Origin of the sequence: Bdellovibrio sp. NC01 (assembly GCF_006874625.1) — a bacterium.
Classification (GTDB): domain Bacteria; phylum Bdellovibrionota; class Bdellovibrionia; order Bdellovibrionales; family Bdellovibrionaceae; genus Bdellovibrio.
Genome location: NZ_CP030034.1, coordinates 719,263 through 744,491 on the forward strand (window position 1 = coordinate 719,263; position 25,229 = coordinate 744,491).

The 25,229-nt window shown below is 45.2% G+C and carries 21 protein-coding genes; 10 read left to right on the forward strand and 11 right to left on the reverse strand.

From position 1 onward, the window contains the following. Nucleotides 1-20: 20 nt before the first annotated feature. Nucleotides 21-1,235: an EF-P lysine aminoacylase GenX gene (locus tag DOE51_RS03500; RefSeq protein ID WP_246845320.1), complete on the forward strand. Its 1,215-nt coding sequence runs from the start codon at nt 21-23 to the stop codon at nt 1,233-1,235. Between the two features lie 141 nt (nt 1,236-1,376). Here the strand turns inward: DOE51_RS03500 and DOE51_RS03505 are convergent, their stop codons facing one another. After that, the gene (locus tag DOE51_RS03505) at nt 1,377-1,838 is read right to left on the reverse strand and encodes a hypothetical protein (protein WP_142695203.1); all 462 of its coding nucleotides are present in this window, start codon (nt 1,836-1,838) and stop codon (nt 1,377-1,379) included. A 249-nt stretch (nt 1,839-2,087) separates the two neighbouring features. Between DOE51_RS03505 and DOE51_RS03510 the strand changes: the two genes are divergently transcribed. Both DOE51_RS03510 and DOE51_RS03515 read left to right on the forward strand, forming a co-directional pair. Next, nucleotides 2,088-6,413 carry a tail fiber domain-containing protein gene (locus DOE51_RS03510; RefSeq protein ID WP_142695204.1) on the forward strand — a complete coding sequence of 1,442 codons (4,326 nt, stop codon included), beginning with the start codon at nt 2,088-2,090 and terminating at the stop codon, nt 6,411-6,413. 169 nt (nt 6,414-6,582) lie between these two features. Then, nucleotides 6,583-6,963 carry a hypothetical protein gene (locus DOE51_RS03515; RefSeq protein WP_142695205.1) on the forward strand — a complete coding sequence of 127 codons (381 nt, stop codon included), beginning with the start codon at nt 6,583-6,585 and terminating at the stop codon, nt 6,961-6,963. A 78-nt stretch (nt 6,964-7,041) separates the two neighbouring features. Here DOE51_RS03515 and DOE51_RS03520 read toward each other — a convergent pair whose 3' ends face one another. From DOE51_RS03520 to DOE51_RS03545, 6 genes are all read right to left on the reverse strand, one after another. Beyond that, on the reverse strand, nt 7,042-7,329 hold the full coding sequence (locus DOE51_RS03520; RefSeq protein ID WP_142698160.1) for an HU family DNA-binding protein: 288 nt from the start codon (nt 7,327-7,329) through the stop codon (nt 7,042-7,044). A 122-nt stretch (nt 7,330-7,451) separates the two neighbouring features. Next, nucleotides 7,452-8,714, reverse strand: coding sequence for a glycosyltransferase family 4 protein (locus DOE51_RS03525; protein ID WP_142695206.1), 1,263 nt, complete (start codon nt 8,712-8,714; stop codon nt 7,452-7,454). Between the two features lie 4 nt (nt 8,715-8,718). Continuing rightward, nucleotides 8,719-9,834 carry a hypothetical protein gene (locus tag DOE51_RS03530; RefSeq protein WP_142695207.1) on the reverse strand — a complete coding sequence of 372 codons (1,116 nt, stop codon included), beginning with the start codon at nt 9,832-9,834 and terminating at the stop codon, nt 8,719-8,721. Beyond that, nucleotides 9,822-10,283, reverse strand: a complete 462-nt coding sequence (mutT, locus tag DOE51_RS03535) for an 8-oxo-dGTP diphosphatase MutT (RefSeq protein ID WP_142695208.1) — start codon at nt 10,281-10,283, stop codon at nt 9,822-9,824. The genes DOE51_RS03530 and mutT overlap by 13 nt, the downstream gene beginning before the upstream one ends. Further along, entirely contained in the window at nt 10,270-11,253 is a 984-nt protein-coding gene (locus DOE51_RS03540; RefSeq protein WP_142695209.1) for a quinone-dependent dihydroorotate dehydrogenase, read from the reverse strand. Before DOE51_RS03540 ends, mutT begins: the two co-directional genes overlap by 14 nt. A gap of 61 nt (nt 11,254-11,314) precedes the next feature. Then, on the reverse strand, nt 11,315-12,589 hold the full coding sequence (locus tag DOE51_RS03545; protein WP_142695210.1) for a Glu/Leu/Phe/Val dehydrogenase: 1,275 nt from the start codon (nt 12,587-12,589) through the stop codon (nt 11,315-11,317). 112 nt (nt 12,590-12,701) lie between these two features. On the opposite strand from DOE51_RS03545, the gene DOE51_RS03550 reads away from it, so the two are divergent. After that, nucleotides 12,702-14,423, forward strand: a complete 1,722-nt coding sequence (locus DOE51_RS03550) for a hypothetical protein (protein ID WP_246845323.1) — start codon at nt 12,702-12,704, stop codon at nt 14,421-14,423. Nucleotides 14,424-14,425: 2 nt separating this feature from the next. On the opposite strand, the gene DOE51_RS03555 is transcribed toward DOE51_RS03550, so the two are convergent. Continuing rightward, a complete protein-coding gene (locus tag DOE51_RS03555) occupies nt 14,426-15,352 on the reverse strand; it encodes an alpha-ketoglutarate-dependent dioxygenase AlkB (protein ID WP_142695211.1) in 927 nt (308 codons plus the stop codon). A 104-nt stretch (nt 15,353-15,456) separates the two neighbouring features. Between DOE51_RS03555 and rfaE1 the strand changes: the two genes are divergently transcribed. The 5 genes from rfaE1 (at nt 15,457) to DOE51_RS03580 (ending at nt 20,504) form a co-directional block, all read left to right on the forward strand. Then, nucleotides 15,457-16,485, forward strand: a complete 1,029-nt coding sequence (gene rfaE1 / locus DOE51_RS03560; protein WP_142695212.1) for a D-glycero-beta-D-manno-heptose-7-phosphate kinase — start codon at nt 15,457-15,459, stop codon at nt 16,483-16,485. A gap of 26 nt (nt 16,486-16,511) precedes the next feature. Further along, nucleotides 16,512-16,874, forward strand: coding sequence for a DOPA 4,5-dioxygenase family protein (locus tag DOE51_RS03565; RefSeq protein ID WP_246845325.1), 363 nt, complete (start codon nt 16,512-16,514; stop codon nt 16,872-16,874). 161 nt (nt 16,875-17,035) lie between these two features. Next, complete coding sequence (locus DOE51_RS03570; protein ID WP_142695214.1) at nt 17,036-18,112, forward strand: hypothetical protein; 1,077 nt, start codon at nt 17,036-17,038, stop codon at nt 18,110-18,112. 202 nt (nt 18,113-18,314) lie between these two features. Next, the gene (gene rlmN / locus DOE51_RS03575; RefSeq protein WP_142695215.1) at nt 18,315-19,568 is read left to right on the forward strand and encodes a 23S rRNA (adenine(2503)-C(2))-methyltransferase RlmN; all 1,254 of its coding nucleotides are present in this window, start codon (nt 18,315-18,317) and stop codon (nt 19,566-19,568) included. Nucleotides 19,569-19,595: 27 nt separating this feature from the next. After that, nucleotides 19,596-20,504: a PfkB family carbohydrate kinase gene (locus DOE51_RS03580; RefSeq protein ID WP_142695216.1), complete on the forward strand. Its 909-nt coding sequence runs from the start codon at nt 19,596-19,598 to the stop codon at nt 20,502-20,504. Between the two features lie 84 nt (nt 20,505-20,588). Here the strand turns inward: DOE51_RS03580 and DOE51_RS03585 are convergent, their stop codons facing one another. The 3 genes from DOE51_RS03585 to DOE51_RS03595 form a co-directional block, all read right to left on the reverse strand. After that, a complete protein-coding gene (locus tag DOE51_RS03585; RefSeq protein WP_142695217.1) occupies nt 20,589-22,592 on the reverse strand; it encodes a DUF3943 domain-containing protein in 2,004 nt (667 codons plus the stop codon). 206 nt (nt 22,593-22,798) lie between these two features. Next, a complete protein-coding gene (locus DOE51_RS03590; RefSeq protein ID WP_142695218.1) occupies nt 22,799-23,215 on the reverse strand; it encodes an organic hydroperoxide resistance protein in 417 nt (138 codons plus the stop codon). After that, nucleotides 23,208-23,660, reverse strand: coding sequence for a MarR family winged helix-turn-helix transcriptional regulator (locus DOE51_RS03595; RefSeq protein ID WP_142695219.1), 453 nt, complete (start codon nt 23,658-23,660; stop codon nt 23,208-23,210). The genes DOE51_RS03590 and DOE51_RS03595 overlap by 8 nt, the downstream gene beginning before the upstream one ends. Before the next feature lie 204 nt (nt 23,661-23,864). Between DOE51_RS03595 and DOE51_RS03600 the strand changes: the two genes are divergently transcribed. Further along, complete coding sequence (locus DOE51_RS03600) at nt 23,865-25,223, forward strand: hypothetical protein (RefSeq protein ID WP_142695220.1); 1,359 nt, start codon at nt 23,865-23,867, stop codon at nt 25,221-25,223. The last annotated feature ends 6 nt before the right edge of the window (nt 25,224-25,229 follow it).

Here is a 25,229-nt window from a genome sequence, read left to right on the forward strand (position 1 = left end):
GTGACCCCTTCGGGGGAACCTTGGATCGTATTGAGTATTTAGCAAAAATCTGGAAGAAATATCCTGCCATGCCTGCGGGCGCGATTGTGGCCGGACGCATTTACAACCTTGTTCGCGAAGACGGTGCTCTTGAACTGACTTTGCAACGCGATTCACTGACTCATAAAGTTAAATTTGATAACGCTCCTGAATTTTCAGAGTTCCTTGATTTCGGCGACATCGTTGCCGTCCTTTCTGAAAAAGAATTGATTCTACTAGCCCCACAAACGACATCGTTACCGCGCAGATTTTACGACAAAGAATTATTCATAAAATGGAATAACTATCTTGATCACGTCCGTGGTTTTTTTAAATTCAATAACTTCGTTTCATTGCGCACTCCAGGCCTTGTTGTGTGTCCCGGCACTGAACCAGCACTAGATGTTTTTGCAACGGAATTGAAAGTGGGTTCTCGTCGCGAAAAACTTTATTTGCCGACAAGTCCTGAATTGCATTTGAAAAAAGCTTTGGCTTTGGGTGCTGATAAAATTTATGAAATCACTCCGTGTTTTAGAAATGGTGAAGTGACGGAACGTCATCAGCCGGAATTTTTGATGCTGGAATGGTATCGCGCTTACGATACCTTGGCTGCGATTAAAAAAGATGCGATTGATTTAGTAACATATCTTTCGAAATCTTTGCGAGTACCGGGTCCGCGCCAAGTGATTAGCTACACGGTTGCGGAATTGTTTAAGATTTACTGTGGCTTCAATCTGACGCCACAAACATCTGCTGCTGAACTGAAAGCTTTAGCAGAAAAGTTGAACGTCGATGTGCGCAGTGCTGAAAGCATTGATGATTATTTCTTTTTGATCTTCATGGATAAAATTGAATCGCAACTGCCACCAGAAGATTTGATCTTTGTTGAAAAGTATCCGCCGTATCAAGCAGCACTTGCGCGTTTGACAGAAGACGGGTGGGGAGATCGTTTCGAATTTTATTGGAAAGGTCTGGAGCTTGCGAATGCCTTCCACGAATTGAACGATCCGTCGGTGCAACGTCTGCGTTCGCAAGAAGATCTGCAGAAAAAAGCTGAAATGCACAAAGAAGCTGTGCCGTTGGACGAAGAATTCTTCGCAAGTCTTGATGCAGGTATGCCGCCATCAGGTGGAATTGCTCTTGGAGTAGAAAGACTTTTTATGTGTCTTTATGACGTGAAAAGTATTTCTGAGTTGCGATTGTTTCCACAGGGATAGCGAGTTGTAAAAAACAAAGGCAGTGTTTCCTCCCTACAGGAAGAAAACACTGCGCTTAAGAAAAAGGCGGCGCAATCTGATGCTGTTAACGCAGAGATCTTAAAACGCCTAGAACGTTTAGAAAAAGCTCAGCAAAAATAGTTAGCCACCACATTCATCACCCCATGCTGCCGTAAATGTGCAGCGTGGATTGATAGCTTCACCGCCAGAGCCATCTTTATTCACTTTGCATTTAATTGATTTTGCATATTCATAGACGTGACCTGTGGCTCCGTCTGGCATCACACCCATTTCAGACATTGCATCCCATAATGCTTTTGCCGTAATCGGTCCCACACCACTTGGTGACGAGCAACTGTAAGCAGGCATCAAGTCAGCAGTGACGCCACGATTCGTTTGCCCGCATTGTAGTTTTGAAAGCGACCACGTCGTTGTATTTCCGGAAGTGGATTTTGTAGCAACGGTTGAATTCTTAAAGATGTAGGTCAGCGTGACGGCTTCATCACCATTGAATGTACGAGATGATAAATCTCCGCACGCTGCATGAGCTGATGAACCTGCGCAGATGACTGCGACGAATGACATAATCCATTTCTTTTTCATAAAGACTCCTTTTGGGGATTTAGAACTTTGAGGCGATTTTCTCACCAAGATTGAGTTGCGCAATTGATAAACCAGTAATGTGTTCGGGGGCAGGAACTAGTCTGTTAGTCCTGAGAAATGACGGGAGATTTATATGAGATAGGGAATGATTCGCGAAATGTCATTGTTTAGCTGCAATAGGTTTAAGCTGTCTCAAACTGGTCCAAATATTGGTTAAAAAATGTTGTTAAGGTATCCGATAAGTATTGTATGCAGAATCTGGTACGTCCTTACATCGTTCTGATAACACTATTTGCGTGCTTCGTCGCCAGTGCTGCGCCTTCGTCTTTGACCTATCAAGGTCGTATCTTGAAGTCAGATGGAACTCCCTTAGAGTACAGCAACGTGAGCTTTCAATTTGAGGTCACTAGTCCTGACGGTCTTTGCGTTGTTTATCGTGAACAAGTGAACGGTGTGAACATGGTGAACTCGGGCGGTGTGTTCGATGTTCCGATTGGTGCCGGCACAAAAAGTTATCCCGCTTCTGGAACCTTCATTTTATTAGACGCTTTCGACAATTCATCACCGTTAACTTGTGATGGTGGTGTAACTTTCACTCCGCAATTTGATGATGGCAGAAAATTACGTGTGAAATTTCATGACGGAGTAGGTTGGCAGACGATCTCTCCTGATTCGACGGTGCGTTCGGTTCCTTATGCGGGTCATGCTTATAATGCAGCGAAGTTGGGTGGTAATCCCGCTGCTGACTTCTTGCAGAAGACAGGTTTACCGACATGTCCAGCAAGCACTTTCTTAACGTGGAATGGATCGGCATTAACTTGCGGTGGTGTGAGTGGTGCAAGCGGTGGTACGGTTACGAATGTCGCTTCGGGAAATTCCTATATCACGATTGTCAATAATACGACGTCACCAACATTAACTTTGAATGTCGGTACTGGTGCTAACACAGTCGCAGCAGGCAATGATCCACGTTTAGTGAATGCTATTCAGTCTGGTGCCGGTGCAAGTGGTGACTTAAGCGGAACTTATCCCGGCCCTTCTGTGGTTGCAGTGCAAGGAGTGAGTGTTGCGAATACGACTCCGACAACGGGCCAAGTTTTTAAGTTCGATGGTACGAAATGGAGTCCTTCTGCGATTGCTATTGCAGATGTCACGAATTTATCTTCGACATTGACTGGTTATCAAACGACGTCGGCTTTCAATACGGCCGTTGGTTCGGCAAATTGTACATCCTATGAAACTCCGTATTGGAGTTCGGTGTCGGGTAAGTTTTTGTGTCAGGCTATCAACGTTTCGTTAGCAGGTGATGTTAGCGGCACAATCGGTGCTGCTTCCGTTGATAAAATCAAAGGCTATGACCTTGATTTTTCTTCAGCGCCAACAAATGGCCAGGTGTTAAAATATAACGGTACAAAATGGGTTGCTGGCAGCGATAACAATGGTGGTGGGACAGTTACTTCTGTTTCTGCCTCTGCACCATTGTCTGTCACGAATGGTACGACGACTCCGTCACTTTCGATTTCGCAAGCGACTACTTCGACAAGTGGTTATTTATCTTCGACGGATTGGAATACATTTAATGGGAAGCAAGCAGCTGGAAATTATATCACTGCACTAACGGGTGATGTGACTGCCAGTGGTCCTGGTTCTGCAGCTGCAACGGTCGCAAAACTTCAAGGATCGACGTTAACGATCACGACTCCCGCGAATAAAGATTATTTAAAATTCAATGGTACAGCGTTTGTGAATTCGCCACTGGCTGCAGCCGATCTAACGGGAACTCTGGCAGCTTCAAATATTCCATCACTTGATTGGTCTAAAATCACGACAGGTAAACCAATTAACTTAAGCGGCTATGGTATTACTGATGCGATTTTGAATGCAGGTGGTACACCATCGATTCAAACAGGCACGGACGCTTCTAAACCTGCGTCGCCAAGTGCTGGTGCGATTTATTTCGCAACAGATTCAAAAGTTATTTATCAATATAACTCGGGCGCATGGGTTGTGATTGCTTCTGCGACGGGTTCTGGCGGCACAATCACAGGTGTGACAGCCGGTACCGGTTTATCTGGTGGTGGCACAACAGGAACAGTGACTTTGAATTTGGCGAACACAGCGGTGGCAGCAGGTTCGTATACGCATGCTTCTATTACTGTGGATGCTCAAGGTCGTTTGACTTCCGCTGCGAATGGCACCGTAAATCTTTCGACTGATACGACAGGCACTTTACCAGTGGCAAAAGGTGGTACGGGCCAAACGACTTATACGGACGGTCAGTTGTTGATTGGTAATTCGTCAGGCAACACTTTGACGAAAGCGACGTTAACTGCGGGTTCGGGCGTAAATATCACGAATGGCAACGGTACAATTACGATTTCTTCCACAGGTTCAGCTCCTACGGGTTCCGCAGGTGGAGATTTATCTGGTACTTATCCAAATCCTTCCGTTGCAAAATTAAGTGGTACAGCCTTGTCGATCAGTTCGTTGGCTTCAGGAAATTATTTAAAATACGACGGCACAAACTGGGTGAATAGTGCGATTGCGATCGCTGATGTCACAGGTCTTGCAACTTCTTTAAGTGGTAAGCCAGATTTCACGCAGTTCCCGATTTGTACTTCGGCGCAAACTTTGACATTCGTTTCACCAGTCGGTGGTTTTGTTTGTACAGGCATCGCGATTAGTGATGCCGCGATCACGTATGCATCTAAAACAGCGAATACATTTTTAGCGGCACCGAATGGTTCTGCGGGGGCACCAACATTCAGAACGATTGCATCCGCAGACTTGCCATCGGGCGGTTACGATACGACTTATTTTAAAAACGGTGGGAATAGTTTTGGTTCGGCTCCGTCATTGGGTTCGAATGATAACTACAACGTCACTTTCAAATCAAACAACACCACTCGCATGACGATTGATAAAAACGGTAGCGTGGGAGTGGGTTCACAAGGTTTGAACTGGTATGACTTCTCGGTTTACAAAGCGAACGCCGATGCGATTGCGGCGGTCGTGTCAGAAAATACCTCTACGACAACAGCACGCTATCCAACTGTCAGCGTTGTGAATTATGCGGGTTCACCGGCAGTGGGCGCTGCAGGAAATCCTTCGATCAATTTGATTAATATGCGCGGTACTTCTGGCGTTTCAGCGGTGATGAAATCAGGCGAGTCGTTAGGGTCCGTGGCATTCAACGGTAGTAGTGCAACGAATGGTAACTACAAAACGGGTGCAAGTATTTGGGCAGCAACTGTCGAGGATTTTTCTTCGACAACGGCTGGTACCGATATGATTTTCCAAACGACAAAAGCAGGAACTGTGTCGAATGCGGAAAAAATGCGTCTAACAAATGCGGGCCGTTTAGGTTTGTTGCAAGCCTCACCGCTTGCAACTCTTCATATTGGTGGTGATTCTGATATATTGCTTGATGGTTTGACCCCGTTTTTGGTGGCTCGTTCGACGACGTATCCCACGTCAGGGTCGGTTGTCAGCGGTGTAGCATACGTTTCGGAAAACTCTGCGGCCTCTTCAAACATCTGGCCGCCGCAAGCTGGAATGTATTTTACGGCAGCAGAAACACATACGGCTTCCGCAAAAGGCACTCGTATTGACTTTAATACAACGGCAAATACAACGACGTCATTGCAAACACGAATGACGATTGATCACAACGGCTATGTCGGAATCGGAAACACGGGCCCAGCACATCCGCTCGATGTCGCAAGCACTGCTGGTGTTATGACAGCGGTATTTTCCAACGGCACCAATAAAATTCGTTTAAGTGGTACTGTGATTGATTCAACGAACGTTGCCGAAAATGTTGGAGCCCCACTATTATTAAATCCTGGCGGCAGTTACAGCGGAAGTAACGTGGGCATCGGGACCTCAAATCCGACAGCGAAGCTTGAAGTTGTAGGTGGTGCCATCGTCAACACGCAAACTGGAACGGACTCGTTAGTGCAAGCGCGTTCCGGCACAGCAAATGAAGTCATGGGCATGGGGTGGTCGACGTCTGGCTTCGGATATTTGCAAGCGGGTAGTTGGGGCGGAACAACGAAAACTCTTGTGCTTCAAGGCGGTGGCGGCAGCGTTGGCATCGGCATGAGCAATCCATCTTATTTATTGGATGTGAATGGATACATCCGTGGTACCAACGTCACTCCGTCAGATATTCGTTTGAAAAAAGATGTGAAGACTTTGGAAAACTCACTGGAGCACATCAACTCTATGCGCGGTGTAAGTTATAATTGGAAAGATCCAAAACGTGATCCTGATTTGCAAATTGGTTTGATCGCGCAAGAGGTGGAAAAAGTTTATCCTGAAGTTGTTAAGACAGATAAACAAGGCATCAAAGCCGTGAACTATTCGTTCTTGGTCGGCCCGATCATTAATGCCATCAAAGAGCTTTACGCAAGATGGATCGATGATCATAAAGAGCTCGAAACACAAAAACGCGAAATCGCCTCTTTAAAATCGACATTGGCAGAGAAGGATCAAGAGATCCAAGCCATCAAAGAGTTCATGTGTAAGAAGGACTCTTCCGCCGCTTTCTGTAAGACAAAACCTCAAAAATAGCCCATAACCAAAGCAGGGGCTTTTCAAGCCTCATTCGAAGTGTTCCACTATTTTCCAAAGCGTCTAAAGTTTAGATAGTCTTTCCATTTTTATACTCGAAGTACTTTACCCAAGCGCTCTAAAAGATCATTCGCTATAACGTCATGGAACTTAATAAAAAGGATCATGTATGAATAAAGCGGTAATCACTTTGTTAGCGACTTTACTTACGACTTCGGCGGGCTTCGCGCAAACTTTGAAATGTGTTGGCTCTTATGAAACTGAACAGGGCGGAACAGACAAAGTTACTTTGACTGTGAACTTAGACGACTCTGCAAATCCATTCGTAAAAGTTAAAACTTCTGAGTATTCAAAATATTTCGTGTCAGAAGACCCTATCACACTGAAACAAAATATCGATGGCAGCCTGACAGCTATCGCAGGTTCGGGTGATCGTGGTGAGCTTTATTTGAAACTGACTATCGCAGGTAACGAGGCTTCAGCACTTTATTCTGAAGATGATTCTGGTTGGAATTACGAAATTCAAAGTTCAGATCTTCAATGCAAATAATCTGAAGACGACAGAAGACAAAATAAAAAAGGGACCATGTGGTCCCTTTTTTTATGCAATTTTACGAGGGAAAACGGACTAGCCGCCTTTGCCTGTATTGATGTCTTCTTTAAGTTCTTTACCCACTTTAAAGAATGGAAGTTTCTTTTCTTCGACATTGATGATTTCGCCAGTACGCGGGTTGCGGCCTTTGTAAGCGCCGTATTGACGGTTCACAAATGAACCGAAACCACGGATTTCAATGCGGTCGTCACGCATTAACGCCTCAACCATAGAGTCGAAAATAGTGTTAACGACAGTCTCTGCTTTTACGCGAGTGATGCCTGCTTTTTCAGAGATCAAATTAATCAAATCCGCTTTCGTCATCTTCCAGGTTCCTTCAGAACTCACTTAGGCAATTTCATCTGCCGCTGATCGATAAAGTATTGATAACACTCCCGATTATACAGAAGGGATCAGGGCTGACTACCACTTTTCAATAGTTTAACTCAATGCTTCTTATACATTCCGCTATTAATGAGGATATTACGGTAGGCATCAAGCACCGATTGGACCAGTTTTGGGGTATCAAACAGGTCTACAACCCGCTGACGGGCCCTTTCGCCGATTTCGTCCGCAGGCATAGTGCCCGAAAAGATCTCAACCAGCAGGTTACTCATCGAATCGACGTCGGCGGGGCGAAGCAAAAAGCCATCGCGACCGTCTTCGATAATATTGGCAATTGGGGAAACTTCCGAACCCATAACGACCTTTTTTTGCGCCATGGCTTCTAAAGTCGATGGCTCAAAACCCGTCGTACGCGAACTCATGTTCACGAAAACATCACCCAAAACGATATAATCTTCCACTTCCGGGGCAGGCACCGCGCCTGTCAAAATCACGCGATTGCCCAAGGCTAAATTTAGAACTTCGTATTCGATGTTTCTAAATTTTGGACCGTTACCCACGATGATCAAATAGCTGTTCGGTTTTTTAATCGCGACTTTTTCAAAAGCTTTTAGGAGCGGAATCATCTCTTGAACTTCAGTCATGTCGCTGATTGTAACTGCGACATGCGAATTTTCAGGAAGACCTAACTTTTTACGTAGCTCCAGCGACTTTTCTTTCGGAGACAAGTCACCTAATTCAATCCCATAAGGAACCGTATACGTGTGAAAGTCGGGATAAAGATAATATCTTTCAAGAATGATTCTTTGCTGCGGATTCGTGACGAAGATACCGTCCGCTGTTGATAACAACTGACGATCGCCACCATAATAAGTCGTCAAAAACTTATAGGCTGTTGCGATCGCCGTCGTCAGCATACTGCCCAACGTTTCGCGTTTCATCGCAAGGATCGCGAACAACTGTGACATTTGTGTCGCTTCTACGTCATAGGCCATCGCAATATTGAAATCTTTTTTGCGAGTGCCAATACGGTAGCCTGAAGTGTCGATACTGTGAACTAAGTGAAAAGGTTCTTCGCGGTGAAGTTGTGCGAACTTCTGGCGTGCCGCCAATTGGAAGTTCATGTGCGAAAGATTTTTTGCACCTTCATGAAGATAAAATACGCGCACGCCATCGCGAGTGACTTCTGGCTTTTTTAAGAATGAAGTTGTCGAGATGACTGTGACCTTATGACCTTCGCGCGCAAGACCACGAGCAATCGGCCATAAAAATCCGTGATCAGTCGCACGACTTAAAATAGGAAAGCGTGCTGACGTTAGGCAGATATTTAAATTTTCAGGAAGTTTCTGCTTCGAAGACCACATGCCTTTATCTTAGATGAGATAAAGCCTTGTTGTACAGACGATTGAGTTCATTTAAAGAAGAATCGATCAGATGACTGTTTTGAGCACGCTGTTCAGACAGGACTTCTGGCAAGCGCAGGTGAGGACGCGATAGCAATTTCACCAAGTCTCTTTGAATGTGTTCGTGGTTTAGAACCCAGCAATTCACCGTATTCTTCCAAAGATCGGCGTGCACGCTGGTCTGTTTTGAATCCAAGACCATGATTGCTTGCGATTGAATGGCGCGCAAATAGTACTCGGTCATTTCGACAGGAGTAAAACGTTGCCCAGCTAAAACAAAAGCCGTCGCACGTTCCAATAAAATCTTTGTCAGGTGGGGAGCGAGCGATCCGGTTACAACCCAACGGTTGCCGCAGTCGTATTTTTCCATCCACGCCGCAAACTGTTTGCGATCACGAAGCGGCCAGTGAGAATAAGATCCCCACAATGCGACTTTGTGTTTCTGCGCCAGTGTACGAAGACGAACAAATGAAGCTGAATCGGGTCTAAAACGCGATTCGCGGAAAGGAACAACGAAATATTCTTCATCAGCCAAATCCGCGATCAAACGAGCTTCGCTGCCATCGGCATACGTTTCACTCATCGCTGATTTGCTGAAATCCAAAGCGGGCGGCAAAATGCCGCGACCTTGTTGATTGGCTTTCACATTCAAACCACGAAGTTGCCCCAAAGTTTCAACAGTTGGGCATGTGATGATGTCACTTTCTTCAACCAAGTATCTGACGGGATTTGTTCTGCGCAAACCAAAACGAATGTTTAGCAAAGAAGTCGTTAACACGCATGAAGGATGTGATTTCGCAAAAGTCGAAAGCACGATTTGTGCTGGCGACATTTTATCTTCTTCTAAAACAAGATGCAGAATTTGCGGTTGCAGTCCGAACAGGCCCGGGATGATTTTAATCCCTTCAAGGAAACTCCACTTTTTGAAGTAAGCCATGAACTCGATATTGCGAAGCTCACCCAAAGGTTCTTCGCCATAACTTGTTAGCATCACCACTTCGTGTTGTTGACTGCGCAAAGCTTGCGCTAGTTGCCACGAAGTCGCTGTGATTTTTTTGCTAACAAGAATTATTTTCGCCATTCAATCCCTAGGGCTTTGTAAATCCTGTCCAGGATTTTACGGTTCGCTTCCGGAATGTTTCGGTGCTTTAGTTCTTCAGGGTGAATCCACTCAAGCATCATATGGTGTTTGGCACGAGGCTCGCCCTTCCAATACAGGATCTCATAGAACAAAATGAGAATCCCTACATCCCCATACGAATGGCTGCACGCCAGCTTCAATTCGCCGACTTCAGCTTCAATACCGAGCTCTTCATTGAGTTCACGAGCAAGGGCTTGTTCTGGAGTCTCGCCATTTTCGATTTTGCCACCAGGAAATTCCCATTGACCTGCAAGAGAGTTGTTTTCAGGACGTTGACCGACAAGAATTTTGCCGTCTTTGCGCAAGAAGCCCGCAACCACAGGAATCCAATGACCCTTACGGATCTTAGATTTTCTAGGTTTAACTGCAGTGCTGCTATCTTCGCTCATTGTACCTTCTTGCAACCTCGTGGAAAAAACCAGGACCTTGAAACACGAGTGCAGAATAAATTTGAACAAGATTAGCGCCCATTTGCAATCTTTCAAAGACATCGTCTGGGGTCATAACACCTCCAGCGCTTACCAGAAGCTTATCCTCGCGATTTTTGCCTAAAATTTGCACAGCAATTTGCAAGGCGCGTAGCGAGAGGTCCTTTAATGGAGCCCCTGAAAGGCCGCCTTCCTCTGGAAAATGGCAACCTTGAGGGCGAGAAAGTGTGGTGTTCGTCAAAACGAATCCATCAATTCCGATATCGTTGCAATGAGTGATGGCCTCTGCCAAGGCATCTTCGCCCATGTCAGGACTCAGTTTTACTAACACCGGAGTGGGTTCAAAATGTGAAACTTTGTCGATGATTGGACACAAGAGGTTGCGAAGGTTGTCTTTGTTCTGAAGGTCACGAAGTCCTTTGGTGTTGGGACTTGAAACGTTCACAACAAAAGCATCCGCAAAAGGACGGAATGTATCGACCAAACTTAAATAGTCGCTCACGGCCTCATTGTTTGGAGTTGATCGGTTCTTTCCAATATTGATGAAAATCGGAGTACGAAATTTCGGTGCATAAGAGGCAAGATTATAAAAGACTTCGTCAGCACCATGGCTTGGGAAACCCATCTTGTTCCACATCGCTTGCAGTCTTTTATCGCGATCCATGATTTTGCCAGGATTCGCATTTTGTGGCAGGGGAGTGACCGTACCGATTTCGACGAAGCCTGCACCAAGTCTCCACCAGTCGTTCAAGTGTTCTGCATTCTTATCAACACCGCCCGCAATACCCAATGGATTTGCAAACGTCATATCCTTCCAAGTGAAGCTATTCCACTCGGGAGTTTTCTTTCCATAGGCCATTGAAATAAAAGGAAGTGTGAAGGGAATCAGATCATGAGCGAGTTGCGGTGGTAACAAAAGCCAAGGGCGCATGCGACTAAACTCCAAAGTCCAAAAACTAAAGAGGCGACTTGCGTCGCCTCTTTTAAGAAAACTATCTTGGGTACAAGCCTCTTAGAAGCATTGCTTTTTCAAGACGTTGAACAGAAACCGCCATAGCAGCAGATCTCATATCGACGTTTTTCTCTTTCGACATCGCAAAACCTTTATCGAAAGCTTTTGTGATGATCGTTTTCAATTTACCGTTTACTTCTTCTTCGTCCCAGAACAACGCCATCGTGTCTTGAACCCATTCAAAGTAAGATACGATTACGCCACCGCCGTTGGCGATAACGTCTGGAGCGATGAACACACCACGTTTAACAAGAATTTTAGTTCCTGCATTTGTGATAGGACCGTTCGCACCTTCAACGATGATTTTCGCTTGGATTTTTTCAGCGTTGTGAGTGTCGATTTGGTTTTCAAGAGCGCACGGGAACAAAGCATCACATTTTACTTCAAGCAATTCTTCATTGCTGATTGGTTGTGCTTTTGGATAACCCTTCAAGAATTTGTGAGCTTTCACGTATTCAAGAACTTCAGGGATATCAAGACCGTCACCGTTGAAGATACCACCAGAAACGTCAGACACTGCTACGATACGCGCACCACGATCGTGTGCGAATTTCGCTGCGAATGAACCTACGTTACCGAAACCTTGGATCGCGATAGTCGCGCCCTTCATGCTCATGTTGCAAACTTCGAACGCTTTTTCAGCTACGTAAACAACGCCCAAACCTGTAGCGTGGTTACGACCCAAGGAACCGCCGATTTCAACTGGTTTACCAGTGACAACACCCGGTTGCGCAAAGCCACCTTGCTCTTGTGAGTAAGTGTCCATGAACCAAGCCATTGTTTGTGGATCAGTACCCACGTCTGGAGCTGGGATATCTTTAGTTGGTCCAACAAATGGGCCAATTTCAGATGCATAACGACGAGTTAGATTTTGTTTTTCAGTGCGAGAAAGTTTAGTTGGATCAACAGTGATACCACCTTTCGCGCCACCCAATGGAAGACCTAGAACAGAGTTTTTGAAAGTCATCAAAGCGGCAAGGCCGACAACTTCTTGAAGGTCTACGTTTTGGTGATAACGAATACCACCCTTGTAAGGGCCCAATGTTGGAGAGTATTGAACGCGGTAACCTGTGAATACTTTCACAGAGTAGTCGTCCATACGCACAGGTACTGAAACCGTGATGCTACGACGAGGGCGTTTAAGACGTTCTAGTACGTTAGGGTCGCAGTTAATAATTTTAGCTGCTTCATCGAGAGTCTGAATGGCGTTTCTAAACAACGGGCCATCGTAAAGTGGCTCGATTTTGTTTTCCATGATATGTGTCTCCTTAAAAATACACGATCGAATTTTAATTAAGTAAATACTCAGTGTCACTCAGGAAAAAGGGTGATGACTCGGTGGTTCTTTTCGTCCACAATCAAGACCTATGCTTCGGTCTTGCTTTGCTTCTATCACACTCATTTTTCTGACAATTCCGGTTTACGCTTCGCCAAGTCAGAATCCGCAACAAGCTTTCATGGAGCAATTCCAAAGCTCCCGCATCCAGTTTCCTTCGGAAGACTCAGCGATTTTGAAAGACAGCCCGGGGCGTTATCCTTCACTGATGAACTTTCTCTTCGAAAGTGTACTGGGTTGGGCACCCACCGGCATAGGCAAGACAATGTCTGCCGGATGTAATCCCGATGTTTGGCAGGAACGCATGCTGGACCCACGGGTTAGAACCTCGCCGCAAATCCAGGGTGCACTCGTACAAAAATACCTCGGCGATTGCCGTGCGGAGCTAGAAACGGGCGTTACGGGCGATCTTGAAAACGGTCGCAAGATGATGAGTATGAGTTTCAAGCCGCAAGCTCATCCCTTTTTACGAAGAGTCGTCATAAATCTTCCGGGCAACGTGCGTTTAAAAGGTCTTTTGGGACTTAAAGGAGACTTCAAACGTCGTCCTCTTGTGATCATGCGCTTGGGAATTTTTTCGAGTGTTGAAACGTTCAGACCCGAACGCGCATGGTTGATGATGTTGTTTGAACAATCCCCATTCAACGTTCTTGTTCTAGAGAACATGTCGAGCGCTGACTTTGTCGCAGACAACAATCAGTTTTCTTTCGGTGGTTACGATGAAGGGATTCAAAATATCCTGATCGCAAAAATGTTGCGTGACCCGAACGAGCCGCTATCACGTTTGATCGATAGTGTGCATGTTTTTGGAATTAGCTTGGGCGGCCATGGTGTGCTGTTCTCTTCATTGTTGAACAAGTACAATTCGCCTGCGGGTTATCCGTTGATTCAAAGCTCTTTGGCATTCTGTCCGGTTGTGAACTTGCAGAATACGATGCACAACTTAGCGGAAACGCCAGGATTGAAAACGGCCTTTGTCGATATGTGGAGCCGAAAACGTTTAACCGGTCTTGATAAAAAACTTCCCGCTGTTGATGGCCACGATTCGTTTCGATTTTTATCCAAAGCAGTGTCAGAAGTTGTGCGCAACTATCAAGGTGGTTTGTCTTACGTGTCCACTGTGAAGCTGCCGCCGGGAATGAAAGATGGCAGTGACTTTTGGGGCTTGAATGATTTCTGGAAATACTATCAAGATGTGCAAGAGCCGGTGATGGTTATGGCGACGGAACGCGACGCCCTTGTGCCTTACGATATGAACGCTTATTCAGTGATGAATAAGACCATGAAAGTGGCCAGTAAGAACATCAAAGTTGTCGCATTTCCGCAAGGCAATCACTGCACGTTTCCAATCGCCTATGACTGGAAAGCGATGTCGACCGTGTTTCAATCTTACATCTTATCGCATTCGCCAAGTTTCCGTCTGAAACAACGTGATCTGAATGTGGAATTAACGGATGACGAATGGAAAGGTTTTTTCAACGGTCCGGTTGTCACGAAGTTCACGGTGCAAGAGCCCGCGAAAGATCATAAGTTTGTTCGTCTTGATGTGAAGCTGACAAACGCCAAGCAAGACAACAAAGATATGAATCTAAGTTTGCCGCTGTCAGAGTTTGATTTCCGCTTCTTGAACAAAGATCTGAGTGTCAGTGAAAAACAAATGATCGTGCGTTGGTTGAATCAGAATTTACGTGTGACTTTGCTTCAGAATAACAACAAGCCGACGTTGAAAGTTTCGTGGCCTGTTGCTTTGTAAAATTACTTCGTTAAAGCCTCTTTGAAAAACTCGGAACGTTCGCCGAGTTTTTGCACGTACGCTTGTACATCTTCTTTTGCTTCGTCGGGAAGACGATGAAACGGAACGATGTGTTCGTCGGGAACATAGCGGAACGTAAAGTTAATACGACGAGTGTCGAAATTTGAAATCTCATTCAATTTAAAATGTGCATCTTCTTTCGTGTCCACGCGTTGCACGCGGTGGAACAGATGCTTTTTAAATTTATCGCCACCAAAAATTTGCAAGGACGAATCTTCCAGCCACTGTTGTACAACGACGTTGGATTTGCTTTCCGTGCTGTGACTTTGCACGAACTGGAACAAAGCTCTTTCGCCGAATGAAATGGAAGCCACGGGACCTGGTTCGAAGTCTTTGTGCTCACCCACGCGCGCGCAGTCCAAACGCTTGCCATCGGGAAGAATTTGATCGCCATAGTAATTAATCAAGCACGTGTTCAAGTGCCAGCCGCGAGGAATGTCGCGGGGATTGTAGTGCTCTTTCACTAAGGTTTCGATTTTTTGAATCAAATATTCCAAGATCGGTGGGAAGCCTTCTGCCGTCACACAACGGTTATAGATACCCTTGGGTGGATGGTAATAATTCAAGCATGCGAATTGCCAATTTCCCAACCAGTAAACCGGGCGTAACAACGGACGTTGTTTTTGATTTTCTGGCGGCGGATTATTTTTAGAATAACGCATTTCCCAAATCGGGTAGAGCGTCGAAAGGTAAGTCAGAATCTCTTCTTTTTCGCGCTTAGAAATGTAGTTTTCTTTGTAAATCAAAGCGTTCGGGGCCGAGCGATCCTCTTGTGCGCGAGACGACAATGGACGACCTGCGTTCTGCGGTCCACGTGGTTTGCCCTGCGGCTTGCCGGAATTTTTATTTGGCGCTTTGGATTTAAACATAGGCCGAGGTTCTATCATAGAGCCGCCCACCTCGCCAAGCCCGCGATGTTAGGGGGTGACAGGGGGCTGCGGTTCCGCTAAAAAGAAGGCCTGGAGATGAAAAAATGACAACACCGGTCCAGGCCCAAGTTGGTCCTAGCGAAAAACAGCTTTTGATTAATCAAATCCCTGCTTTGAAAGGCAAAAAAATCCTCATCATTGGTGATGTGGGTTTGGATGAATATGTGATGGGCCAAGTCCGTCGCATCAGCCCTGAAGCTCCAGTTCCAGTTTTGGAAGTTGAAGAAGAAGATATGCGTTTGGGCCTTGCCGCAAACGTGGCGCAAAACGTAGCAAGCCTTGGCGGTGTTCCGATGCTTGTTTCCGTTGTGGGTGAAGACACAGGTGCCGAGTTGTTGAAAGACTTGTGCATTAAAAACGGTGTCGCTTGGGATTACATGATCGTAGATAAAGCGCGCCCAACAACACGTAAAACTCGTGTGATGGCAAAACAACATCACCTTGTGCGTGTCGATTATGAATTGAAAAGATATTTGTCTGAAGAAGCAGAAGCCCGTTTGATCGCAACGGTTGAAAAAAATGTGACGACTGCGGATTGCATCGTGATTGAAGATTACGCAAAAGGTGTGATCTCTAAAAACGTGGTCGAAAAAGTTTCTGCGATCTGCAAAAAAGCCAATAAAAAGCTTCTTGTCGATCCAAACAGAAACAACCCAGGCACGTTCTACAAAGGTGTCGATTTAATCAAGCCAAACTACGATGAATCTGTAGCTTTAGCGGGTATGGATTTCGATGATCTTAAAGGCAACCCAAATAAAGTTGTTGAGGTCGGTCGTGCTCTACAAAAAGTAACGGGCGCTAAAGAAGTTGTTATGACTCGTAGTAAAGACGGTATGACAATTTTTTCTGACGATCACATCACGGAAGTTCCAACTTACGCGCGTAAAGTTTACGATGTGACAGGTGCTGGTGATACGGTAATCGCAGCCTTGGCCTTGGGTCTTGTGTCGGGATTGTCATTGGTTCACAGCTGTATGCTTGCGAACTACGCTGCGGGTGTGGTTGTCGGTAAAGTCGGTTGCGTGCCTTGTGAAATTCCTGAATTGATCGAATACATCAATACGGCTCACTAATTATGAATGATCCGAAGACTTATCAAGTGAACTCGAAATTAATGCCTGCGGATTTTCCCCGCGAGTTTGATGCGCACATTTACTTCGATGAGTCTTCGCGTGCTTTTGCTGAATCCATGCATGAAAAAGCATTGCGCGATTTTGGTGGCGACAACGTGTTTACGGGTATGTTGTCACCTCATGGGATTGGGCCTCATCCAATTCCGATGTTTGAAATCAATTTTCCAAAAGAAAAATTCACTGACGTTGTCTTGTGGTTAATGAAAGAGCGTGGAAACTTGTCTGTGCTAGTTCATGAACTTACGGGCGATGACTTGTATGACCATACTCAAGCCGCAATGTGGTTGGGGCCTCAGGTGCCTCTTAAATACGACGTTTTCAAAAAATAGGTGTATGACCTTTTTCGCTCTGTGTTCGGCTCTTGATCGCTGGGCTTCGTAATTCTTTTCTCTAAAGTGATATCTTCGTACTCATAAGTAAATAAAGGCATGTGTCTCACACTGAGACTGGTTCATTCGTTGCTCCTTTTCAGTCATTGAGGGAGTTTCTTATGAAATTGCGTTCACTTGTTCGTATGAATTTGGTGGTCTTGACGATGATCTTGTCGGGCTTTGCGGCACACGCTGCGGATGATGACACGAATCTTTTGATTATCGAAAATCCAGAGCAAATTACTGAGTCTTCGCCAAAAGCGGAAATGACTGACGATGTTCAAGTGAAATTCGATCCTTCCGAAGTCACGGAACCTGAAAAGGGATTTAATCGCGAAGCTTTCATTCAAAAAGCCCAAGCCAAGTTCACTGAAGAGATTCCTAAAGATCAGCTTTTTGATTTTGAAACTCCGCGCACGCAAGCGGAACTCGATAAGTTATTGCAACTGAGCGATACAGAGATCGCGTCGTTCCTTGGTAAAAAGAAAGCCTTCCTTGGAAAGTTCGCAAAAGTGTTGTCCTTCTTCCGTGTGGGCCCGGGCAAAATTAATAAAGCATTGAATGAATTGAATGGTCGCTTTTACGAAAGCTCGCATGTCGTTTCACGTAGTAACGTGAAGGGCGGATCGATGATGTTTTCAGTGTCGGGTGGTTTAGCGTTGCCACGTAAAGCGATGGAGTTTCTGCGCAAGAAAAGCATTGGCAACTTTATCCCAGACTCGGGTGGTTTCTATTACATGTTGGGTTTAGGTGCGGGTTTCACTCGCCAAGTTGATTCGAACAATAAGTCAAAATTCGTATTCGAAATTTTCATGGATGTCGAAAAACTTAAAAACACTCTAACAGGTATCGTTGAAGTTTCTGCTGCAGGAACTTACGGCTTGGTGTTTGAAAAGCGTGAAGGTCCATTCATGACTCAAAAGAACACGACGATGTATGGTGGCGCAACGGGCGTATTTCGTCAGGGACCTCATCAATTTGGGTGGGCTGCTTCAACAGGCTTGTCATTCCCACCAGCGATCGGTGCCTTCTTGGTTTACCAAGATCACGCGACAAGATTTTATCTGTTCCGCTTAGAGGGCCTTAAAGCCACTTTACCGGCGTTGAGCTTAGTGAAGGACAACGTCCTTTCAGCATTCCGCAATATTGCCTTTAATAAAGGCCGTCTGGTTCGCTGCGAGAAAGCGCTGATGTAAGCTCCTTTCAGATTTCAGGCAATTTTTCCATGAAAAGGCTCGGTCGGACCGGGCCTTTTCCTATTTTGAGCCCAAATGAACGGAATCACTAGGCTATCTGGGCCCTCTATGCTACAAACCCTGCACACATATCCTTAACTAACGGGATCGTTTAAAGATCCCAGCTGTAATAAGCATGGCTGTCGCAAGCCAAGGAGCAAACATGGAACTCAATGAAGGCACTGGCGTTCAGCCACTAGCCCCTGTGAATTACGCTGACGATAACGTCGCGAAGCCTCTAGAAAACAAACCGACAAATTTTTATTCTCTGACACTTGAAGATCTAAAAGCTTTCCTTAAAGGAAAAGGCAAAGAGCAATTCCGTGCGCAACAGATTTTCAAATGGGTTTACGAACAACGTATCACTGACGTTGAACAAATGACCAATTTGTCGAAAGACTTCCGTGCCGAGCTTCCAAAACTTCTTTCTTTCGAACTTCCAAAAGTGGTCAGTCACTTAAAGTCTGTCGATGGAACACAAAAATTCCTGTTCGACGTTGGTGACAACATGACGGTTGAATCTGTGTTGATTCCATCTGAAGGCCGTCAAACTTTGTGTATCTCTTCAGAGGTTGGTTGCAACATCGGTTGCAAGTTCTGCTTCACTGGTAAACAAAAATTGAAACGTCGTTTGCGCACTGAAGACATCGTTGGTCAATTCATGCACGTTCATGATTTGCTCGAAGAAGGTCAACGCATCACGAATATCGTATTCATGGGTATGGGCGAGCCGCTTGATAATCCTGAAGCGGTCTTTAAAACAATCGACGTTGTGCACTCGCCATGGGGTATTAATTTATCTCGTAAGAAAATCACAGTATCGACTTCTGGTATCGTTCCAGAAATGTGGCGTATTGCTGATGCCAAAGTTCGTTTGGCAGTAAGCTTGAATGCACCAACTGATGAGATCCGTACGCAAGTTATGCCGATCAATAAAAAATGGAACACTGAAAAGTTGCTTGCTGCTTGTAAGGACTATACTGACAAGACTGGCGATAAAGTGACATTCGAGTACGTTCTTTTGAAAGGTGTGACGGATTCAATTGAAAACGCACGCCAAGTGGCGAAGTTGACTCGTAACATTCCGTGCAAGATCAACATCATTCCATTCAACGAACATCCAGGCACAGACTATCAACGTCCTGCTGATGAAACGATTGAGGCATTCCACTCTGAATTGAACCGTTTGGGTGTTCACGTTCTGCTTAGACGTTCTATGGGCCGCGATATCTTCGCAGCTTGTGGTCAGTTGAACAGCACGCATAAAGAAAACGATGCGAAAATGGACATCTCGAATTCGAAATTGGCAGGTATGCCGAAATCAAAAAGAGAATTACTTGCCGCGCAAGCCTTGGAAAATGCCGCACTAAATGCGACATTCACTGCCATGAGCTACGAAGGCGACGAAGAAGCTTAAACTGTTTTAATTTTTAGGGAGATTTACATGTCAGAAATTCTAGTAGTAGGAAGTTTAGCTTACGATTCTATTTCAACACCTTCAGGAAAAGTGGATCGCGCTCTTGGTGGATCAGCGAACTATTTCTCTTTGGCAGCTTCATTGTTTTCAAAAGTACGCGTTGTTGGTGTTGTTGGTGAAGACTACGAACAAAAAGATTACGAATTGTTGAATGGCCGTGGCGTTGATTTGACAGGTCTTTCTAAAGTTCCAGGTAAAACATTCCACTGGGCGGGTTCATACGAAGGCGATATGAACGAAGCGAAAACTTTGAATACAGAGTTGAACGTTTTTGAACATTTCAATCCACAATTGCCAGAACACTACAAAGATTCTTCTTTCGTATTCTTGGCAAACATCGCTCCAGAACTTCAATTGCAAGTATTGTCGCAAGTGAAAGCTCCGAAGTTTGTAGGTCTTGATACAATGAATCTTTGGATCAATATCAAAAAAGACGTTCTTCTTGATGTTGTTAAAAAAGTAGACCTTGTATTGATCAATGAAGGTGAAGCGAAAATGTTGACGGGCGCTGGTAATGCAATTGCGGCAGCTCCAATGATTACAGCAATGGGTCCTTCAGCAGTTGTTATCAAACGTGGCGAATACGGCTTTGCGATGTACACGAAAGCGGAAGGTTACTTTATCCTTCCAGCGATGCCGATTCCTTCAGTGATCGATCCAACAGGTGCTGGCGATACATTCGCTGGTGGCTTCTTCGGTTACTTGGCAGCACAAAAAGAAGTTCCAACTGTGAACAACTTGAAACAAGCGTGCATCATGGGTTCTATGATGGCTAGCCACACGATCCAAGATTTCTCTGTGAAAGCTTTGGCAAAAGTGACTTTGGGCGATCTTGAAAAACGCCTCGCTGAATACAAAAAAGTTATCACTTTGTAGTTCGCTGACGCGAAGACAAAAAATAAAAAGGCGTCGACTTCAATCGATGCCTTTTTTATTTTCTGAATCATTCGTTTCTAAAGATTAGAACTTATAAACCAAAACCCCGAACGTGCGATGTTCGACGCCGCGGCGGGTTTCAAAGCCACTGACAGATCCTTCGCGGATCGACAACTCATGCGCCAACTGGATGCTTAAGTTGCGAGTGATCTTAAACATCACGTACACTCGGTGAGACATAAACGAATCAGAGAAGTCCAAAGGATCTTGCACTTCATCGTATTTTCTATCGCGACCGTTGATATTCGTCGCCGAAGAAACCTGACCTTCATAGCCCACAGTCCAACGCCCTTTTTCTACAGAGATCGAAGCCAAAGTCGAATGGCCGACACCCCAATAATAACCACGTTTGCGAACCGTGCTGGCTTGAGTGGCCAGTGCAGGATTGTTTTTTGTGTCTTCGATCGGGCTTAGCGCATAAGACTTCACCATCGCGAAGTCGCCATAGAAGCCGAACTCAGCTTTGATTTTGTAGCCGCCATAAAAGATCGTCGCATGAGCAGAGGCGCCAAGGATGTTGATTGTGCCGTAGTAGTCTTCATTGCCACCTTTTTTATCGGTGCCACGATCATTCCATGTTGAAGCTGTCCCTAAACCAACGATCAAATCATAACCACGAAGATCGCCGCGACCATCTTTATCTATCGATTTCTTGTGATAAGCGGCGCTGACGATTTGAGCGATGATTTTTAAGTCACCCATGCCTTCGCCGCCATTGTTTTCAGCCTTCAGGTTCACAAGTGAAGTATCAAAGATCAAACCTTGGTCTTCGCCGGTTTTATTGTAATTTGGAATCGTCACCACTTGTGCATTTAAGCCAACGATGTAGGTGTTCTTTTCGTTTGGTACGAAAGGTTTGCTGCCTTTTTCGACCCCCAAATAAACAGAAACATCTGACCAGCGTTCTTTCGCGCAATCGGGTTGTGATGAAAACTTGTCGCCCGTTTTCCATTTATTCATTGAATAGTTCAAAGCACCCACAGGATTTACTGTGTAACCTAATGCCTTCGCAACTTTTGAATCCTTTTGTAACAAAGCACATGACAACTGATAAGTCGCTTCACCCATCACATAACCACCAACCGGAGTCATGATCTGGTCATTGATGGAGAAAACTTCGTGATACTCAAACATTTCCCAAGCCGCAGAAGATGCGAATGTCACAAGGAAGGATTCAAGCGCACCAGCGCCATTTGTACGAGCGACGTTGTAATACAATACGCCGGCATAGACGTGACCGTAGTTTGCAAACTTATCGTTATCGTCGAATAACACAGCTTCGCCGCTTAATTTTTTACGGATACCTTCGCGGAAACCATAGTCGAAGTCTTGAGCATTATAGACCAGATTTTTATAATACCAAGCGATACCAGAAGAGAAAACCACGCCCAGCTCGATACCTGCGCGCAGATAGTTTTTCTTACGCGGGCTTTCGTCCTCGAATGAGCTATAAGCTTGATCGATGGTTAACGGCGTGCCCGTGGATTTATCAAGGAACAAACCGTGATCTTGATCGTATTTCACGCGTTCAGATTCTTCGACACCATTGACTAGCAAAGCGGCGCGGAAAGCATCTTCATTAGCGATATAGTAAAACACGTTAGCGACAGTTTTAGCGAAGGCTTGTTCTTTAGTGACTTTGCCTTGAGCTGCATTTTTGAAGTCCCATCCAAGATTTGTGAAATCCGATTGAAAACGACGGCTCCAGTTGGTGATGTCCATGCCGATTTCACCATTGCGATCACGAATAATTCTTAGGTGATAGGAATTATTTTTTTGCAAAGCCGGTAGATCTTTATCCAAGAAATTGTCCGTGTCGAATGAACGACACGTGATATCGACACCTTGTTCAGCGATGTCGTTGGCGATCATGTACACCTGTGCACAGATCTCTTTTTTCCACAGAGTCGATTTGTTTTCTTTAAGATCGCCTACGGAGACGACCACTTTGCGAGTCGCTGAATAGCTATTCGCAAAACTGACTGTCGAGGCCAAAAGTACGCCCAGGGCTATGAAGACTGCCTTCATAACAAACTCCTTGGATAAGGTGTCAAAACTTAGAACAGTTTTTAAGAGCAAGAGCTTTGCCAGCTAAACAGGGGCAGGATAGAGTTTTATTAAATTTCAGATAGAATTAAAGAGCGGTGACGGAAGTTGCTAGACAGATTTCAGAGGAGGGGCAGCCAATGGCCGCCCGTTCGTCTTTTGCGTTCAGGGAAGGGGAGGGGAGGGGACTAGATGAGCTCCAATGAAACTTCGATATTTCCACGAGTCGCATTCGAGTAAGGACATACTTGGTGAGCAGCTTCCAAAAGTTTTTGTGCTGTTTCACGATCGGGTCCTTCAATTTTCACTTTCAAGCGCGCGGTAAGAAGAAATCCACCCGTTTTATTTGGACCGATTCCGACTTCGGCATTTACTGAAGTGCTTGTTAACGTCACTTTTTGACTGCGAGCTACGAAGGCTAAAGCGCTATCGAAGCATGCTGCATATCCAGCCGCAAAAAGTTGTTCAGGATTTGTGTAGGCGCCACCGGGGCCACCCATTTCTTTTGGGATTCTTACTTCAAGATTCAATACGCCATCAGAACTTTTGACTGTACCATTACGGCCGCCAACTGCTGTAGCAGATGCAGTATATAAGCTACTCATGCAAACCTCCTTTAAGGGTTTTATTCATTTCCACAACGAATTTGTTGAGTTGAGTTCTTAAACTATTTAATTCTTCTTTTTTGCAATTCACGTCACACAAAAGCTGATCGGGAATGCTCGCAAATTTTTCTTCAAGCTTGCGACCTTCCGCAGTCAGATGAACTTCGACCGCGCGTTCGTCAGTTTTACTGCGCTTACGCGTGACCCAACCTTTTTGCTCCATGCGTTTGATCAGGGGAGTGACCGTGCCTGTATCAAGCAACAGCAGATTTGCGATCTCCGTCACTTTTTGTGGAGCTTTTTCCCACAACACTAAAAAGACCAAGTACTGCGGATAAGTCAGGTCCAGCTCTTTAAAGTGTGGCGCATACATTTGCGTAATCAAACGCGAAGCTGCGTAGATCGGGAAACAAAGCTGATTTTCTAATTTGAGCTTCTTGTTCATAAAGCCAACTTATCGCGAATTTATATTGCACACAACATAATTGTGTAAAATATAAAATCTACACCACAGATCAGGTACTTATGGCGCGACGGAGTGTTTCATTTTGGGATTTTCAGAGGAATAGCAGGACCTTCATCCTGATCTCGACCTGGATCTGCTTTGTCCTCAAGAGACCAGAGAAAAATACCGATATTTCGTATAGCCATGAGCAAAAAGAAAAAGACATCTTCAGCAGCAGAAAACCTGATTGAATCCTTGATGGATGATTTAAAAGACATCCAAGCGGATTCGTCTTATCACAATGCTCATGTTGATGCCGAGAAAAACGACTTCGAAGGTCTGCCAATGGACACGGATGAAAACCGTGTTGATAGCACGAATGTAGCGGGCGGTCTTTGGGACAATCTTGAAAAAGATTTGGGTGTCCAAATTGAAAAGGACATCGTCGCTTCAGAATTCACGGGTGGTGCGCACTCTGAATACGATGGCTCAGACAATGATGGCTATGAAGGCAGTGACTCTGGCGCTGGCAAAATCGAAGAGTTCGAAATGCCAGAAGGCTTTGGTGAGCTTCCTCCTTCAGAACGCTTCATGATGAATTCAGCAGAAGAAGAAAAGTATCAAGGTCCATCTTCAGATGGCGGGTATCAATCTTCTGACGAATTGTTTTCGCCACCACAACCAGAAGAAGCAGCAGATGACGAAGCAACTCGTCCTGTGGCATTTACTTCTGCGCCTTCATCAGGTGGTGAAGATAAAACTATTTCTATCCAACAAGATTTAAATCTGACTTCTTCCGTAGCAGCAAGCACTTCTGGATCAGACGCTGACAAAACAGTGGCTGTTGATGGTTTTGCCAATGCCCGAGTCGGAGGCGCACGTAAGTCTTCTGATGTTGACGTCAAAGTCAGCGTCGGCAACTTCCGTGGTAGCAGCCGTACTGGTGCTGCAAACGTATTGACGTCCGTTGATGCAAGCCTTGCGCAAGCCGAAAACTTAAAGCTTGCCCAACAACGCATCCTTGAACTTGAAAGAGAAGTCGAACATCTTCGTGCAGAAAATGAAGAGCTTGCATCTGCAGGTGAAATCATTCGTACACGTACAGATGAATTAGGTATCCGCATCTCTGCTATCGAGAAAGAAAAAGCTGAAGTGCAAGAATCTGCACAAAGTGAAATTCTAATCTTAAAAGGCAATTTGCAATACAAAGAGAACGAAGTTGCCAAAGCTCGTATCAAAGTTGAAGAGCTTGAAACTCGACTTAAATCTGACTTTAAAAAGATTCGCGTTCGCGAGAGAGAACTTGAAAATCGATTAGAGCTTTTGCGTGCTGAAAAAGCCGCGTTGGTTCGATCGAAGGACGAGTATATCCTCGACCAAAAAAGAAAGATTGATCAGCTATCCCAAGAACTGGATAATTATCGCAAGAAGTGTCTTGAACTTAACAAGACCCTTGAGGCGAACCAAGACCAGTTCAAACGTACTGAACGTGCCTTACGTTTAGCTCTGACGAACTTAGAGGTCAAAGAGGAGAACCTCACGCCACTTAAGAAAGCAGAGTAGAAACGT

Bases quoted from the DNA above. Each gene is read 5' to 3' on its own strand.
- DOE51_RS03505 (WP_142695203.1), bottom strand. From the start codon at position 1,838: ATGAAAAAGAAATGGATTATGTCATTCGTCGCAGTCATCTGCGCAGGT.
- DOE51_RS03510 (WP_142695204.1), top strand. From the start codon at position 2,088: ATGCAGAATCTGGTACGTCCTTACATCGTTCTGATAACACTATTTGCG.
- DOE51_RS03515 (WP_142695205.1), top strand. From the start codon at position 6,583: ATGAATAAAGCGGTAATCACTTTGTTAGCGACTTTACTTACGACTTCG.
- DOE51_RS03520 (WP_142698160.1), bottom strand. From the start codon at position 7,329: ATGACGAAAGCGGATTTGATTAATTTGATCTCTGAAAAAGCAGGCATC.
- DOE51_RS03525 (WP_142695206.1), bottom strand. From the start codon at position 8,714: ATGTGGTCTTCGAAGCAGAAACTTCCTGAAAATTTAAATATCTGCCTA.
- DOE51_RS03530 (WP_142695207.1), bottom strand. From the start codon at position 9,834: ATGGCGAAAATAATTCTTGTTAGCAAAAAAATCACAGCGACTTCGTGG.
- mutT (WP_142695208.1), bottom strand. From the start codon at position 10,283: ATGAGCGAAGATAGCAGCACTGCAGTTAAACCTAGAAAATCTAAGATC.
- DOE51_RS03540 (WP_142695209.1), bottom strand. From the start codon at position 11,253: ATGCGCCCTTGGCTTTTGTTACCACCGCAACTCGCTCATGATCTGATT.
- DOE51_RS03545 (WP_142695210.1), bottom strand. From the start codon at position 12,589: ATGGAAAACAAAATCGAGCCACTTTACGATGGCCCGTTGTTTAGAAAC.
- DOE51_RS03550 (WP_246845323.1), top strand. From the start codon at position 12,702: ATGCTTCGGTCTTGCTTTGCTTCTATCACACTCATTTTTCTGACAATT.
- DOE51_RS03555 (WP_142695211.1), bottom strand. From the start codon at position 15,352: ATGTTTAAATCCAAAGCGCCAAATAAAAATTCCGGCAAGCCGCAGGGC.
- rfaE1 (WP_142695212.1), top strand. From the start codon at position 15,457: ATGACAACACCGGTCCAGGCCCAAGTTGGTCCTAGCGAAAAACAGCTT.
- DOE51_RS03570 (WP_142695214.1), top strand. From the start codon at position 17,036: ATGAAATTGCGTTCACTTGTTCGTATGAATTTGGTGGTCTTGACGATG.
- rlmN (WP_142695215.1), top strand. From the start codon at position 18,315: ATGGAACTCAATGAAGGCACTGGCGTTCAGCCACTAGCCCCTGTGAAT.
- DOE51_RS03580 (WP_142695216.1), top strand. From the start codon at position 19,596: ATGTCAGAAATTCTAGTAGTAGGAAGTTTAGCTTACGATTCTATTTCA.
- DOE51_RS03585 (WP_142695217.1), bottom strand. From the start codon at position 22,592: ATGAAGGCAGTCTTCATAGCCCTGGGCGTACTTTTGGCCTCGACAGTC.
- DOE51_RS03590 (WP_142695218.1), bottom strand. From the start codon at position 23,215: ATGAGTAGCTTATATACTGCATCTGCTACAGCAGTTGGCGGCCGTAAT.
- DOE51_RS03595 (WP_142695219.1), bottom strand. From the start codon at position 23,660: ATGAACAAGAAGCTCAAATTAGAAAATCAGCTTTGTTTCCCGATCTAC.
- DOE51_RS03600 (WP_142695220.1), top strand. From the start codon at position 23,865: ATGAGCAAAAAGAAAAAGACATCTTCAGCAGCAGAAAACCTGATTGAA.